At 71.1% G+C, this 14599-nt stretch carries 14 protein-coding genes; 7 read left to right on the forward strand and 7 right to left on the reverse strand.

Going from position 1 to position 14599, the window contains the following annotated elements:
* Nucleotides 1-6: 6 nt before the first annotated feature.
* Entirely contained in the window at nucleotides 7-1293 is a 1287-nt protein-coding gene (locus QF034_RS22780) for an ion channel protein (protein WP_307176705.1), read from the reverse strand.
* A 56-nt stretch (nucleotides 1294-1349) separates the two neighbouring features.
* The gene (locus tag QF034_RS22785) at nucleotides 1350-1715 is read right to left on the reverse strand and encodes a YbjQ family protein (protein ID WP_010044286.1); all 366 of its coding nucleotides are present in this window, start codon (nucleotides 1713-1715) and stop codon (nucleotides 1350-1352) included.
* A gap of 135 nt (nucleotides 1716-1850) precedes the next feature.
* On the opposite strand from QF034_RS22785, the gene QF034_RS22790 reads away from it, so the two are divergent.
* Complete coding sequence (locus QF034_RS22790; protein ID WP_307176706.1) at nucleotides 1851-2693, forward strand: DedA family protein; 843 nt, start codon at nucleotides 1851-1853, stop codon at nucleotides 2691-2693.
* Nucleotides 2694-2790: 97 nt separating this feature from the next.
* Here QF034_RS22790 and QF034_RS22795 read toward each other — a convergent pair whose 3' ends face one another.
* Together QF034_RS22795 and QF034_RS22800 are read right to left on the reverse strand one after the other, a co-directional pair.
* On the reverse strand, nucleotides 2791-4488 hold the full coding sequence (locus QF034_RS22795; protein WP_307176707.1) for a threonine/serine exporter family protein: 1698 nt from the start codon (nucleotides 4486-4488) through the stop codon (nucleotides 2791-2793).
* Between the two features lie 114 nt (nucleotides 4489-4602).
* Nucleotides 4603-5094, reverse strand: a complete 492-nt coding sequence (locus tag QF034_RS22800; RefSeq protein ID WP_003991985.1) for an inorganic diphosphatase — start codon at nucleotides 5092-5094, stop codon at nucleotides 4603-4605.
* Between the two features lie 79 nt (nucleotides 5095-5173).
* On the opposite strand from QF034_RS22800, the gene dacB reads away from it, so the two are divergent.
* The 6 genes from dacB (at nucleotide 5174) to folE (ending at nucleotide 12953) form a co-directional block, all read left to right on the forward strand.
* Nucleotides 5174-6787 (forward strand): D-alanyl-D-alanine carboxypeptidase/D-alanyl-D-alanine endopeptidase, encoded by a 1614-nt coding sequence (gene dacB / locus QF034_RS22805; protein WP_307176708.1) that lies wholly within the window; start codon nucleotides 5174-5176, stop codon nucleotides 6785-6787.
* A gap of 221 nt (nucleotides 6788-7008) precedes the next feature.
* Nucleotides 7009-8136: an Rv3626c family coenzyme F420 biosynthesis-associated protein gene (locus QF034_RS22810; protein ID WP_307176709.1), complete on the forward strand. Its 1128-nt coding sequence runs from the start codon at nucleotides 7009-7011 to the stop codon at nucleotides 8134-8136.
* Between the two features lie 197 nt (nucleotides 8137-8333).
* Nucleotides 8334-9371 carry a tRNA lysidine(34) synthetase TilS gene (gene tilS, locus QF034_RS22815; protein WP_307176710.1) on the forward strand — a complete coding sequence of 346 codons (1038 nt, stop codon included), beginning with the start codon at nucleotides 8334-8336 and terminating at the stop codon, nucleotides 9369-9371.
* Nucleotides 9372-9432: 61 nt separating this feature from the next.
* Nucleotides 9433-9993, forward strand: coding sequence for a hypoxanthine phosphoribosyltransferase (hpt, locus tag QF034_RS22820; RefSeq protein WP_020270244.1), 561 nt, complete (start codon nucleotides 9433-9435; stop codon nucleotides 9991-9993).
* Between the two features lie 186 nt (nucleotides 9994-10179).
* On the forward strand, nucleotides 10180-12219 hold the full coding sequence (gene ftsH / locus QF034_RS22825) for an ATP-dependent zinc metalloprotease FtsH (RefSeq protein ID WP_307176711.1): 2040 nt from the start codon (nucleotides 10180-10182) through the stop codon (nucleotides 12217-12219).
* 128 nt (nucleotides 12220-12347) lie between these two features.
* Nucleotides 12348-12953, forward strand: a complete 606-nt coding sequence (gene folE / locus QF034_RS22830; RefSeq protein WP_307176712.1) for a GTP cyclohydrolase I FolE — start codon at nucleotides 12348-12350, stop codon at nucleotides 12951-12953.
* A 9-nt stretch (nucleotides 12954-12962) separates the two neighbouring features.
* Here folE and QF034_RS22835 read toward each other — a convergent pair whose 3' ends face one another.
* From QF034_RS22835 to folB, 3 genes are read right to left on the reverse strand one after another with little or no spacing between them, the layout of a single operon-like run.
* On the reverse strand, nucleotides 12963-13451 hold the full coding sequence (locus tag QF034_RS22835; RefSeq protein ID WP_307176713.1) for a DUF3180 domain-containing protein: 489 nt from the start codon (nucleotides 13449-13451) through the stop codon (nucleotides 12963-12965).
* A 59-nt stretch (nucleotides 13452-13510) separates the two neighbouring features.
* Nucleotides 13511-14122 (reverse strand): 2-amino-4-hydroxy-6-hydroxymethyldihydropteridine diphosphokinase, encoded by a 612-nt coding sequence (folK, locus tag QF034_RS22840; protein WP_086559021.1) that lies wholly within the window; start codon nucleotides 14120-14122, stop codon nucleotides 13511-13513.
* Nucleotides 14119-14478, reverse strand: coding sequence for a dihydroneopterin aldolase (gene folB / locus QF034_RS22845; protein ID WP_086559022.1), 360 nt, complete (start codon nucleotides 14476-14478; stop codon nucleotides 14119-14121). Before folB ends, folK begins: the two co-directional genes overlap by 4 nt.
* Between the last annotated feature and the right edge of the window lie 121 nt (nucleotides 14479-14599).

Genomic DNA, 14599 nt, shown 5'->3' on the forward strand with positions numbered 1-14599 from the left:
GTGGGGTCATCGGACCGGCGTCCCGTCCGGCCGGAGCTGCATCTGCGGCCGGCCCGTCACCAGCAGCCAGGCCGGCAGCGAGGCGACGCAGAGCAGGGCGAGGATCCCCGGCGAGTCGATCAGCACCGCGGCGACGAACAGGCTGATCCAGCCCTGCCGGGTGATGGCCAGCAGCATCCCGAGCACACCGGCGGACACCCCCACCGATGGATGCACCCCGGACACCAGGGCGTGCGCGCACAGACCGAGGGCGGTGCCGGCGAACACGGCCGGGAAGATGCGCCCGCCGCGCAGCCCGCAGGACGTGGCGACGAGCAGCGCGGCCAGCTTCACCACCGTCATGACGGCGAACTCCCCGGCCGACCAGCCGTCCGGGTCGTGCGCCAGCTCGGCCATCTCGTCGAGCCCCTTGAACAGCGTCAGATGGCCGCCCAGGGCGGCGAGGCAGCCCAGCACGGCACCGCCCGCCGGGAGCATCAGCATCGGGTGCCGCAGCCGGCGGAAGACGCCGTGGACGTACGGGAGCGCGCGCACGGCGCACATGCCGAGCAGCGCGCCTGCCGCGGCGACCACGCCGGCCACCAGCAGGTCCCCCCAGCCCGGCCGGCCGAAGGACGGCAGGTCCAGGTCGAAGCTCGGGTGGTCGATGAGCGTGACGGTCAGGGCACCGGCCGTGGCGGCGGTCAGCGGCGCGAAGAGGTTGTCCCAGAGCAGGCCGCGCGTCTCCTGCCGGGACAGCACCTCGGAGATCACCAGGGCCGCCGCCACGGGCGTGCCGAACAGCGCGCCGATCGTCGCCGCCTCCGCCAGCGCCGGCCAGATCCGGCCCGGCGCCCGGGGCACGGCCCGGCCGCCCAGCCAGACCGCCAGGCCTACGTTCACAGCGATGATCGGGTTCTCGGGGCCCAGGCTCGGCCCGCCGGCCAGCATCAGCGCGGTCGCCAGCAGCAGCCCCGGCAGCACGACGGGCGGCAGGACGGGCGCGTCCAGCCCCGTGGTGGCCGGATCCGGGCCCGCGTGCCCCGGCACCTTCCACACCACCAGCCCGACGGCGACACCGGTCGCGACGAGCATCACGAACATCCACGCCACGGAGTACCGGCCGATGCCCAGTGCGTCCGGAACGGTCTCCCACAGCACGTCCTGGAGCTGCTCGGCGGCGGCCTCCACCCCCACCAGGAGCAGGCTGGACAGCACCCCGACGGCCACCGCGGGCAGGACCGACGGCAGCAGCACGCGCGCGGGGGTCGACGGAGTGACGGAGGGCGCCTGCTGCTCGGTGTCCTGGACCACGGGCACACGATAAGCGGATCAAACAGAACAAATCGGAAACGCGCTCGCGCGGGGTCTCACTCCCGGGCCAGGACCACCGCCGTGCCGTACGCACACACCTCGGTGCCCACGTCCGCCGCCTCCGTCACGTCGAAGCGGAACGCGAGCACACCGTTGGCTCCACGCGCGCGTGCCTGTTCGACGAGTCGCTCCATGGCCTGGTTGCGGGTCTGCACGAGCGTCTTGGTGAGCCCGCGCAGCTCGCCGCCGACCATCGACTTCAGCCCGGCGCCGATCTGGCTCCCCAGGTGCCGGGAGCGCACGGTCAGCCCGAAGACCTCGCCGAGCACCTCCTGCACGCGGTGGCCGGGTACGTCGTTCGTGGTGACGACGAGGACGTCGGGCCGGGGGCCCTGTCCGCCGCCGTATTCATCGATGCCCATGGTTCACAGCTTTGACCGGGACGGCGCACAGTGCATCCTGAGTACGCCCATGGAACCTGGGCCATGACGGCTGCGTTGATACTTTGAAGCAGTCAGCCCCCAGCCCGTACCCCCAGCAGCAGGAGCCACATCCCCGTGACCACGCTTGCGCTCGGCCCCGAGTGGCTCAGCCCGGACTACCTGATCTCGACGTTCAGCCTGCCGGGCATCCTGCTCATCGTCTTCGCGGAGTCGGGTCTCTTCGCGTTCCTGCCCGGCGACTCCCTGCTGTTCACGGCGGGCCTCTTCGTCGCCGAGGGCACGTACATCAGCCAGCCGCTGTGGCTGGTCTGCACGCTGATCGTGCTCGCCGCCGTCCTCGGCGACCAAGTGGGCTACATGATCGGCAAGTTCCTGGGCCCGAAGCTCTTCAGCCGCCCCAACTCCAAGCTCTTCAAGCAGGAGAACCTGGACAAGGCCCACGAGTTCATGGAGAAGCACGGCCCCAAGGCGATCGTCCTGGCCCGCTTCGTCCCGATCGTGCGCACCTTCGCCCCGATCGTCGCCGGCGCCGGCCGCATGAAGTACCGCACGTTTCTCACGTACAACGTCATCGGCGGCATCGCCTGGGGCACCGGCGTCACCCTCGCGGGCTACTGGCTCGGCCAGATCGAGTTCATCAAGACGAACGTCGAGGCGATCCTCGTCCTGATCGTCCTGCTCTCCGTCGTCCCGATCCTCATCGAGTACCTCCGCGACCGCTCCAAGAAGAAGCGCGCCGCGTCCGAGGCCCCGGCGGCCCAGCCCCATCCCCCCGTCATGGACGATGCGACGACCCAGCTCCGCCGCATCACCCCGCACGACCAGCCCCACCAGCACCCGCAGCAGCCCTCGTACGGCAACCACAACGGCTACGACGACCAGCAGTACTACGACCAGTACCCCCAGAGCCCCGGCTACGGCCACCAGCAGCGGGGCCCTTACAACGGCGGCTACTGAACCAACCCTCCCGGGGGCGCGGGGAACTGCGCGACCAACCCCCACCGGCCCGCGGCCGCCGGCGGACCCCAAGCCCGGAACCCAGAGGCACCCGGCGCTAGAAACCCCTGGTCCGCTTGGCGGCCCGCCGCTTCTCCGCGGACCCGATCCGCAGGAACATCCGCGAGATCTCGGACCCCAGATTCACCCCGATGGCGATCGCCATGGCCAGAGCCACCGCCTTGGACAGTGACACCAGCCCCTCGTCCACCTCGTTCTGCGCGATCGCCAGCAGCCCGAAGTACGTCGCGGAACCCGGCAGCAACGGCCCGATCGCCGCGGTCGTGTACGGCAGCGCCGAGGCGAACTGATACCGGGACAGCAGCTGCCCGAACAGCCCCACCAGCCCGGCGGCCGCGGCCGTGGACGCCACCGGCGAGATGTCCCCGGCGTAGTGCATCGCGCCGTACACGATCCACGCGACACCCCCGTTCAGCGTCACCCACACCACGGTGGATCGTTCCTGCTGAAGCAGCACCGCGAACGCCAGCGACAACAGCATCGACGCACCGATCATCACCAGCGGATCGTCGGAGACCCCGAGCGCCGCGTCCGGGTTCAGCCGGGCCCCCAGCTGCACGCCGAAGTACAGCACCATCAGCACACCCGCGACGATGCCCACGAAGAAGTACAGGACCTCCAGCAGACGCGCGGACGCGGTGATGTAAAAGCCGGTCAGCCCGTCCTGCACCCCCGCCACCAGCGCCCGCCCGGGCAGCAGCGCGAACAGCCCACCGGTGATGACCGCGGAGGCCTTCACGTCGACTTGGCCGAGCGTCAGCGCGACCCCGATCGCGGCCGGCGGCGTCGCGGCCACCGTGAACTGGTAGAACTCCGGCAGCCCGCGCCCCGCGCACAGCCACGCCAGCCGGTCGCCGAGCATCGCGCCCAGCGCCGCCGCGACGAACACGATCAGATCACCGCCGACGAGCACGGAGGCCGCGCCCGCCAGCAGCCCGCTCGCGCCGGTCAGCGCCCAGCCGGGATAGGGGTGCCGGTTACGGCGGATCTCCGCCAGCCGCCGGTAGGCCTCCTCCAGGGAGACCACCGTCTCGTCGTCGCTGAGGTCGTCCACCAGCTGGTACACGGCCGCCAGCCGCGTGTAGTCGGTGCCCCGGCGGCGCACGGTCCGCGACGCCGTGACCGGGTCGTCGACGAGGGACGGCTGGTAGGAGATCGCCAGCAGCGTGAAGGTGACGTTGGGCTCGCAGCGGTCCAGACCGTACGAACGGCAGACGGCGAACATGGCCGCCTCCACGTCCTCGGCGCCCTCACCGCCCGCCAGCAGCAACTCGCCGATACGCAACGTCAGGTCGAGCACGCGCGGCACGGCCGGCCCCGAGTCGTCGCCGCCGCGCTGGCTCGGTTCCGGCGCCGGCCGCTCCGCCACCGGCATGCGCAGCATGGTGCGCATCCGGTCCTGCCAGGGCACGTCCTTGGTCAGGCTGACCTTGGGGATCCCGGTCGGCGGGGTGAACGCCGTCGGAGCCTGCTTCGCGCTGTACGTGCTCGGCGGAGTGAACGCCGACCCCTCCGGATCCGCCGCCGGCACCTGCGAGACGTCCAGCCCCTCCGGCAGGGCGAACTCCGACGTCACCTCGGACTCCGTACCGGTCACCTTGGGCACGGCGAGACCCTCGGGGATCGCGAACTCCGACGTCGTCGACATGTCCCCGTCGACGGCGGCCCCGGCCGGAGGCTGGAACGCGCTCCTGGCCTCGTCCGACTTCGGCTTGCGGTCCTCCGCGTCCGTCACTGCCTGGCGCTCCCTGTACGACACGTAAGCCTCAGTACCCCCAGCCTCAGTATGCGCACATACAGGCGAACGGGCCGCACGCGCAGGCGTACGGCCCGTGAGCATCAGCAGGGGTCAGTGACCGCCCTGCTCCTTGAAGCGCTTGTAGGACCGCTCGATCTCGGCCTCGGCGTCCGTACGGCCCACCCAGTTGGCGCCCTCGACCGACTTGCCGGGCTCCAGGTCCTTGTAGACCTCGAAGAAGTGCTGGATCTCCAGGCGGTCGAACTCCGACACGTGGTGGATGTCCCGCAGGTGCTCCACACGCGGGTCGTGCGCCGGCACGCACAGCAGCTTGTCGTCGCCGCCGGCCTCGTCCGTCATCCGGAACATGCCGATCGCACGGCACTGGATGAGGCAGCCGGGGAAGGTCGGCTCGTCCAGGATGACCAGCGCGTCCAGCGGGTCGCCGTCCTCGCCGAGGGTGTTCTCGACGAAGCCGTAGTCGGCCGGGTAGCTGGTCGAGGTGAAGAGGCGACGGTCCAGGCGGATCCGACCGGTCTCGTGGTCCACCTCGTACTTGTTGCGCGAACCCTTCGGAATCTCGATCGTGACGTCGAACTCCACCGGTGGCTCCTCCATGATCAACACATAGTTCTGGTGGTTAAGTGTCCCTCACGCAGGTGTGTGATCGCGAAAGGGGCTGGTGGTCGTGCCGGAGCTGCGTCCTTGGCGGGCCGCGAGGCCGCACGTGGTGCGGATCGCGCACGCCCTACGACCGCGCCTGGCCAGGGCCGCCGCGGCCGCGAAACCACGGGTCGCGCGGCTCGTCCAAGCCGGAAAACCGCAGGTCGCGCGGCTCGTCCGAGCCGGAGAACCGCAGGTCGCGCGGGTCACCCGGCCGAAGACCTGGCAGTACACCGCGGGCGCCGCCACCGCCGGCCTCGCACTGGCCGCCGGTGTGGTGACCGCCGTCGGCCCCTGGGACTCCTCGGGTCAGCGTACGGCCGAGCGGGACCGGGCCGCTGCCCTGGGCCGCGCGGGTGGCACAGATCACGGCCGGGCCCCCGGCGCGCCCGCCCAGCCCCGGCCCGCCCCCAGCGCCGGGCCCGTGCTGACCGGCCTCGGCGGCGTCAGCACCGTGAAGTCCGCCCCGGACGGCAAGGCCCTCGCCAGGACCCTCACGCCCCTGCTGAAGGACCCGGCGCTCGGCCCCCGGCCGGCGGCGGCGGTCGTGGACGTCACGACCGGCAGGCGCCTGTACGGCACGGACCCGGACGCCGCGCTCACCCCGGCCTCCACGACGAAGATCGCCACGGCGGTCGCCGCGCTGTCCGCGATGGGCGCCGACCACCGCCTCACCACCCGCGCCGCGCTGGAACCCGACACGAAGGAGGTCATCCTGGTCGGCGGCGGCGACCCCACCCTCACGGCCCGCGAGTCCTCCGACGGCTCGGCCGACCTGCGCACCCTGGCCGACCAGACGGCCGCGGCCCTGGCCCAGCGCGGCGTCCGCGACGTGACGCTCTCCTACGACACGACCCGCTACGCGGGCAGCGAGAAACACCCGATCGGGGTCAACCCGAACCTCGCCCCCGTCAGCCCCCTGATGGTCGACGAGGGCCGCACGGACGACTCGACCGGCGGCCCGGCCACCCGCGTGACCGACCCGGCCGCGGACGCGGCCCGCCGCTTCGGTGACCTCCTGAAGTCCCGCGGCATCAAAACCACGGCCCCCGGCCCGTCGAAGGCCACGGCCCGCGCGAAGACCCTGGCCACGGTGGACTCGCCCCCGCTCTCGGCGCTGGTCGAACGGATGCTGACCAACAGCGACAACGACATCGCCGAGGCCCTCGCCCGCCAGACGGCGATCGCCACGGGCCACCGGGCCGACTTCGCCGGCGCGGGCCGGGCGATCGACGCCCAGCTCCGCAGGCTCGGCGTGCCCCTCAAGGGAGCCGCCTTCAAGGACGGCAGCGGCCTGGACCGCGCCGACCGCCTGACGGCCGGCCTCCTCACCGCCCTCCTGGCCAAGGCGGCCGACCCCGCCCACCCCGAGCTCCGCCCGGCCCTCACCGGCCTGCCCGTGGCCGGCTTCACCGGCACCCTGACCGCCCGCTACACGGACGGCGCAGCGGGCGTCGTCCGCGCCAAGACAGGCACCCTGACCGGCGTGAACACCCTCGCGGGCACGGTCGTCGACCAGGACGGCCGCCTGCTGGCCTTCTCCTTCATGGCCAACAACACGACCGACCCGGCAGCGGCCCAGACGGCCCTGGACAGGGCGGCAACGACCCTGGCGGCCTGCGGCTGCGGCTAACCGCCCGGCCGTGGGCAGTCGGTCCCGCCCGGCCGTGGGCAGTCGTTCCGCTGGGGCGGAACGGGTGGGCACGGCCTGCAACGCCGAGTACCGGCGAAGACACCCCAGCCGCTGTCGACCCCCGCACGCCGACCACAACGCCGAGCACCCGAGAACGAACCCAGCGTCCCCCAACCCTCGCCGCCCTGCCCCAGCGGCCGGCGCTCACGTACGGTTGACGCATGACGAGCATCGGTGGTGCTTCAACCGGCATGGTCGACTGGAACCTCGCGGTCGCGACCGCGACCCGGCTCGTGCGGCCGGGCCCCGACGTCAGCCGCGACGAGGCCCGGGCCGTCGTCGCGGAGCTGCGCCGGCATGCCAAGGCCTCGGAGGGACACGTCAGGGGCTTCACTCGTCTGGGCACGGAGGAGGGCCGCGACACCCCCGTCCTGGTCGTCGACCGCCCGGGCTGGATCCGGGCGAACGTCGCCGGCTTCCGGGAACTGCTGAAGCCCCTGCTCGACAAGATGCAGGACCGGCGCGGCAACACCCCCGGCGGCGCGGTCATGAGCGCCGTCGGCGGCAAGGTCACCGGCGTGGAGCTCGGCATGCTCCTGTCCTTCCTGGCCTCCCGCGTCCTCGGCCAGTACGAGACCTTCGCCCCGGCCACGCGCCAGCTCCCGGCCGGGGAGAACGGCGGCGGCCGGCTCCTGCTCGTCGCCCCGAACATCGTGCACGTGGAGCGCGAACTCGACGTCGACCCGCACGACTTCAGGCTCTGGGTGTGCCTGCACGAGGAGACGCACCGCACGCAGTTCACGGCCGTGCCCTGGCTGCGCGACCACCTCGAGGGCGAGATCCAGTCCTTCCTGAGCGAGACCGACGTCGACCCCATGACCGTCCTGGAACGCGTACGGGAGGCCGCGCAGAGCCTCGCCGGGGGCCGTCCCGAGGCCGAGGAGGACGACGGCGGCCGTTCGCTCGTCGAGATCGTGCAGACCCCCGCCCAGCGCGAGATCCTCGGCCGCCTCACGGCCGTGATGTCCCTGCTGGAGGGCCACGCCGACTTCGTGATGGACGGCGTCGGACCGGACGTCGTGCCGAGCGTCGGAGAGATCCGCGAGAAGTTCCAGCAGCGCCGCGCCAAGGGCGCCTCCCGCCTGGACCTGGCCCTGCGCAAGCTGCTCGGCCTGGACGCCAAGCTCCGCCAGTACCGGGACGGCGAACGCTTCGTACGGGCCGTCGTCGACGAGGTCGGCATGGACGGCTTCAACCGCGTGTGGACCTCGCCGAACACCCTCCCCACCAAGACGGAGATCGCCAAACCGGCGGACTGGATCGCGCGGGTGCATCGCAGGACCGAGTAGTGAACATCGCGGCAGGGTCGTGAAAGGAAATGGGCCGCCGGCAGGCGAACGCCCCTCCAATCACCCGTCCGAGGGACCGTGAGCGAGGGGTAGGCGTGCAATGCTCGGGGAACGGGCCCGGTTCTGTCACCATCTACACACTCTGCGTGACCGACACTCGGGTTCACCCCCCGAAAACTTCATGAAGGGAACCGGACATGGGTCCCCATCCTGCGGTCGCGGCGATACGCCTGGCGGTCCGCCGCGTCCTCCACGACCTGCTCACCGAACACCACAGCACCGCCGCCGCACTCCCGCACGCCCCCTCGCACGAGCCGCCGCCCCCGCCGCTCGTGCTCGTGGCATGCTCCGGCGGCGCCGACTCCATGGCCCTCGCCTCCGCCCTCGCCTTCGAGTCCCCCAAGCTCGGCATCAGAGCCGGCGGCGTGACCGTCGACCACGGCCTGCAGCCCGGCTCCGGCGTACGGGCCGCGGAAGTCGTCCAGCGCCTGCGCGAACTCGGCCTCGACCCCGTCGACTCCGTCGCCGTGACCGTCGGCCGCGCGGGCGGCCCCGAAGCCGCCGCCCGCGACGCCCGCTACGCCGCACTCGACACCGCCGCCGAACGCCACGGCGCCATCGCGGTCCTGCTCGGCCACACCCGGGACGACCAGGCCGAAACCGTCCTGCTGGGCCTCGCCCGGGGCTCCGGCATCCGCTCCCTGTCCGGAATGGCCGCGGTCTCGGGGGCCGGCGGCCGTTACCGGCGCCCCTTCCTGGAACTCGACCGGCAGACCGCCCGCAAGGCCTGCATGGTCCAGTCCCTGCCCGTCTGGGACGACCCCCACAACGCCGACCCGGCCTACACCCGCTCCCGGCTGCGCCACGAAGGCCTGCCCGCCCTGGAGAAGGCCCTCGGCAAGGGCGTCGTCGAGGCCCTCGCCCGTACGGCACAGCTCTCCCGCGACGACGCCGACGCCCTCGACTCCTGGGCCGCCCAGGCCGAGGCCACCGTCCGCGACGCCGCCGGGCAACTGGAGTGCGCGAAGCTCTACGCCCTGCCGCCCGCCGTACGCCGCCGAGTGCTGCGCCGGGCCGCCATCGCAGCCGGTGCCCCGGCCGGTTCGCTGTTCGCCCGGCACCTCGAGGAAGTCGACCGGTTGATCACCGGCTGGCGCGGTCAGGGTGCCATCAACCTCCCCGGCAAGGTCATGGCCCGGCGGCAGGGTGGCAGACTGGTGATTCGGCAAGGCTGAATCACGTCCCCCTCCGAGCAGTCGGTGGTTGGGGCCGCTCAGTCAGGGACGACCGAAAGTGATGCGGGTGGACGCGAAAGACATGGGTGCCGACCTTCAGCAGGTACTCATCACCAAGGAAGAGATCGACGCCAAGCTGGCCGAGCTGGCCGCGAAGATCGACGCGGAGTACGCGGGCAAGGACCTGCTGATCGTCGGCGTCCTCAAGGGCGCGGTGATGGTCATGGCCGATCTCGCCCGGGCGCTGTCCACCCCCCTCACCATGGACTGGATGGCCGTATCCTCGTACGGGGCGGGCACCCAGTCCTCCGGTGTGGTGCGGATCCTCAAGGACCTCGACACCGACATCAAGGGAAAGCACGTCCTCATCGTCGAGGACATCATCGACTCCGGCCTGACCCTGTCCTGGCTGATCTCCAACCTCGGCTCGCGCGAGCCCGCCTCCCTCAAGGTGTGCACGCTGCTGCGCAAGCCCGAGGCCGCGAAGGTCGCCATCGACGTGGAATGGGTCGGGTTCGACATCCCCAACGAATTCGTCGTCGGCTACGGGCTCGACTACGCCGAGAAGTACCGCAACCTCCCGTTCGTCGGTACGCTCGCGCCCCACGTGTACGGCGGCTGACATTCCGGCCGGGGTGCCGTGACGGTGATCGGGAACCCCAGCGGGTTTCCCGCCGTTGGAGCATGCGTAGACGGATCGCCAGTCGTCCCGCGCGGCTTCAGGTGACAATGCTGGGGTACCGTCCGAAGAACAGCCTTTATCAAACTCACTATGGCAGGAGGGACGGGGCGGCACCGCTCCGTATGGATGGACGTGAAGCGATACTTCCGTGGGCCGGTCATGTGGATCGTGCTGGCCGTCCTTGCCGTGGTCGTGTTGATGCAGGTCGTCGGCTCGTCCGGCGGCTACAAGACGGTGGACACCGGCCAGGTCGTCCAGGCGATCAATGACAACAAGGTCGAATCGGCCAAGCTGACCACCGGCGACGAGCAGACCATCAAGGCCGAGCTCAAGAACGGCGTAAAGATCGAGGGCAGCTCGAAGATCCAGGCGAGCTACATCGGTGACCAGGGCGTGACGATTGCCAGCACGCTCCAGGCGAAGTTCCAGGACAAGCAGATCCCGGACGGCTACACGGTCTCGCCGTCCAAGCAGAACCCGTTCGTCGGGATCCTGCTCTCCCTGCTCCCCTTCGTCCTCATCGTCGTCGTCTTCCTGTTCCTGATGAACCAGATGCAGGGCGGCGGCTCCCGGGTCATGAACTTCGGGAAGTCCAAGGCGAAGCTCATCACCAAGGACACCCCCAAGACCACCTTCTCCGACGTCGCCGGATCCGACGAGGCCGTCGAGGAGCTCCACGAGATCAAGGAGTTCCTCCAGGAGCCGGCCAAGTTCCAGGCCGTCGGCGCCAAGATCCCCAAGGGCGTCCTGCTCTACGGGCCTCCCGGCACCGGCAAGACCCTGCTCGCGCGTGCCGTCGCGGGCGAGGCGGGCGTTCCCTTCTACTCGATCTCCGGTTCCGACTTCGTCGAGATGTTCGTCGGTGTCGGTGCCTCCCGAGTCCGTGACCTGTTCGAGCAGGCCAAGGCGAACGCCCCGGCGATCGTCTTCGTCGACGAGATCGACGCGGTCGGCCGCCACCGCGGCGCCGGCCTCGGCGGCGGTCACGACGAGCGCGAGCAGACCCTGAACCAGCTCCTCGTCGAGATGGACGGCTTCGACGTCAAGGGCGGCGTGATCCTCATCGCCGCGACGAACCGGCCCGACATCCTCGACCCGGCGCTGCTGCGCCCCGGCCGCTTCGACCGGCAGATCGCCGTCGACCGCCCGGACATGCAGGGCCGTCTGGAGATCCTCAAGGTCCACCAGAAGGGCAAGCCGGTCGCGCCCGACGTCGACCTGTCGGCCATGGCCCGCCGTACGCCCGGCATGACGGGTGCCGATCTGGCCAACGTGCTGAACGAGGCCGCCCTGCTGACGGCCCGCAGCGACAAGAAGCTGATCGACAACCACATGCTCGACGAGGCGATCGACCGTGTGGTCGCGGGCCCGCAGAAGCGGACCCGGATCATGTCGGACAAGGAGAAGAAGATCACCGCGTACCACGAGGGCGGACACGCCCTGGTCGCGGCGGCCTCGCCGAACTCCGATCCCGTCCACAAGATCACGATCCTGTCGAGAGGCCGCGCCCTCGGCTACACGATGGTGCTGCCGGACGAGGACAAGTACTCGACCACGCGCAACGAAATGCTGGACCAGCTGGCCTACATGCTGGGCGGCCGCGCGGCCGAGGAGCTCGTCTTCCACGACCCGACGACGGGTGCCGCCAACGACATCGAGAAGGCCACGGGCCTGGCCCGCGCGATGGTCACGCAGTACGGCATGACCGAGCGTCTCGGCGCGATCAAGTTCGGTGGGGACAACACCGAGCCGTTCCTGGGACGTGAGATGTCTCACCAGCGGGACTACTCGGAAGAGGTCGCCGCGCTGGTCGACGAAGAGGTCAAGAAGCTCATCGAGACCGCGCACAACGAGGCCTGGGAGATCCTGGTCGAGAACCGCGACGTCCTCGACAACCTGGTGCTGCAGCTGCTGGAGAAGGAGACGCTGGGCAAGGAGGAGATCGCCGAGATCTTCGCCCCGGTCGTCAAGCGCCCGCCGCGGCCCGCCTGGACCGGCTCCTCCCGCCGTACGCCGTCCACCCGCCCGCCGGTCCTCTCCCCCAAGGAGCTGGCCCTGACGAACGGGGCGAACGGCGCGACGCCGGCCATCTCCACCGCGAAGAGCACCGCGGCGGAGCCCGCCCCGGCGCCCGAGCGAGCCCCGGAGGACCGCCCCGAGAGCTGACCACCGCTCTCCCGGTGGCCCACCGGGCCCGGAATGGATGCCGCGCCCCCCAGGTTTTAGCCTGGGGGGCGCGGCTTTCCGCCATAGGTGCAGGCCGCGCCGTGATGGACACAGGAACGAGGCACCAGATGACCGACCCCGTGATGCTGGACAGCGAGGGCCAGATCGGCGAGTTCGACGAGAAGCGGGCCGAGAACGCCGTACGGGAGCTGCTGATCGCGGTCGGCGAGGACCCTGACCGCGAGGGGCTCCGGGAGACGCCGGCGCGGGTGGCGCGGGCGTACAAGGAGATATTCGCGGGGCTGTGGCAGAAGCCCGAGGACGTGTTGACGACGACGTTCGACATCGGGCACGACGAGATGGTCCTCGTGAAGGACATCGAGGTGTACTCGACCTGTGAGCACCATCTGGTGCCGTTCCGGGGCGTCGCCCACGTCGGGTACATCCCCGCCCACAGCGGAAAGATCACCGGGCTGTCCAAGCTGGCCCGGCTCGTGGACGTCTACGCCCGGCGTCCGCAGGTGCAGGAACGACTCACCACGCAGATCGCGGACTCGCTGATGGAGATGCTGGAGCCGCGCGGCGTCATCGTGGTCGTGGAGTGCGAGCACATGTGCATGTCGATGCGCGGGATACGCAAGCCCGGCGCGAAGACGCTGACGTCGGCCGTGCGGGGGCAGCTGCGGGACGCGGCGACGCGGAACGAGGCGATGAGCCTCATCATGGCGCGCTGACGCCGGACGTCACACGGTCGGGGCCGCCCCCGTGCCCTCGTGTTCGTCGTCGTCCGGGAGCTTGCAGACGCGCTCCAGGAAGATGGCCGCCGCTATGACGCCGATACCCGCGAGGACGGAGAAGCCGGCGTAGATGGCCTGGTCGCGGCGGGCGGGGATGTCGAGGGACTCCAGCAGGAAGACGCCGGTGCCGCCGTACATGCCGGCGACGAGGGCGGCCACCAGGGCGCTGGCCTGGCCGAAGACGACCGCGCGGGCCGCCATCATCGGGTCGACGCCCTTGGCGTCGGGCTGCCGCTCGCGCTGGGCCTTCAGCCGCGCGCGCAGCGAGAGCGCCGTGGCCAGCAGGACCACGGCGATCACGGCCAGGACGATGGGCGCGGCCAGGGGGACGCTCGGCAGGGTCCCGACCGCGTTCCACAGCCGGGCGCCCGCCCAGGACAGCACCCCTGCCACGACGAAGACGCCGGCCAGCACCCTGATGCGCAGCTCTTTCACAGTGTCCCTTCGGTTCCCCCGGCTCCGGCCCGGTTCTGCGGCCGTCTCGACCTTAACGGCTACTCGGGCAGCCGGAGTTCCAGGTCCGTGCGCGGCGCGACGCCCTCGCGGGTGACGGAGTCCAGCAGACCGGCGACGGGGCCGCGGCCGGGCAGTTGCGCCTCGGGGTCCAGGTCGTGCCAGGGGGCCAGGACGAAAGCGCGCTCGTGGGCGCGGGGGTGGGGGAGGGTGAGCTGCGGGTCGTCGGAGACGACGTCGGCGTAGGAGACGATGTCGACGTCCAGGGTGCGGGGGCCCCAGTGCTCGTCCCGGACGCGGTGGAAGGCCTCCTCGACCGCGTGCGCGCGCTCCAGGAGCGAGGAGGGCGGGAGGGTGGTCTTGAGGACGACAACCGCGTTGAAGTAGGCGGGCTGGCTGCCCGGGTCCACGCCCCAGGGCTCGGTCTCGTAGACGGGCGAGACGGCCTTGATGCGGACGCCGGGCGTGTCCTCCAGGGCGTCGATGGCTCCCTGGAGGGTCTCCAGGCGGTTGCCGAGGTTGGAGCCGAGGGCGACCACGGCCCGTTTGGGGTTGCTGAGCGTGGTGTCGGCGGCGTCGACCTTCTCGACGACGGAGGCGGGTACCGGCTGTACGGTCGGGTCGCTGGGACCCTTGAGGAAGGGTGCAGTCATACTCGGCTCCGGGTGATGGTGACGGTCACGTCGTCGAAGGGGACGGTGATCGGGGCGTCCGGCTTGTGGACGCAGACCTCGACCTGCCGGACCCCGTCGTGCTTCAGACATACCTGGGCGATGCGCTCGGCGAGCGTCTCGATGAGGTTGACGGGCTCGCCCTGGACGACGGCCACGACCTCCTCGGCCACGATGCCGTAGTGCACGGTCTTCGCCAGGTCGTCGTCGGCCGCGGCCGGCCGGGTGTCCAGGCCGAGGACGAGGTCCACGACGAAGGTCTGGCCCTCCTCGCGTTCCCTCGGGAACACCCCGTGGTGCCCGCGGGCCTTCAGGCCGCGCAGCGCGACACGATCCACGCGAATCACTCCTGCAATCGTCGGTGCCGGCCGGTCCGTGCCGTGTGCGGGCGGCACACCGGCCTCAGTCGAATCTACCTGCGAGCCCGGGCGGGCCCGGGCCTCGGGGGCGTGGGCCCGG

It is taken from the genome of Streptomyces africanus (assembly GCF_030816955.1).
Taxonomy (GTDB): Bacteria; Actinomycetota; Actinomycetes; order Streptomycetales; family Streptomycetaceae; genus Streptomyces; species Streptomyces africanus.

Excerpts from the sequence above, each read along its gene's own strand:
- QF034_RS22785 (WP_010044286.1), bottom strand. The coding sequence starts at position 1,715 with ATGGGCATCGATGAATACGGCGGCGGACAGGGCCCCCGGCCCGACGTC.
- QF034_RS22810 (WP_307176709.1), top strand. The coding sequence starts at position 7,009 with ATGACGAGCATCGGTGGTGCTTCAACCGGCATGGTCGACTGGAACCTC.
- tilS (WP_307176710.1), top strand. The coding sequence starts at position 8,334 with ATGGGTCCCCATCCTGCGGTCGCGGCGATACGCCTGGCGGTCCGCCGC.
- hpt (WP_020270244.1), top strand. The coding sequence starts at position 9,433 with ATGCGGGTGGACGCGAAAGACATGGGTGCCGACCTTCAGCAGGTACTC.
- ftsH (WP_307176711.1), top strand. The coding sequence starts at position 10,180 with ATGGACGTGAAGCGATACTTCCGTGGGCCGGTCATGTGGATCGTGCTG.
- folE (WP_307176712.1), top strand. The coding sequence starts at position 12,348 with ATGACCGACCCCGTGATGCTGGACAGCGAGGGCCAGATCGGCGAGTTC.
- folK (WP_086559021.1), bottom strand. The coding sequence starts at position 14,122 with ATGACTGCACCCTTCCTCAAGGGTCCCAGCGACCCGACCGTACAGCCG.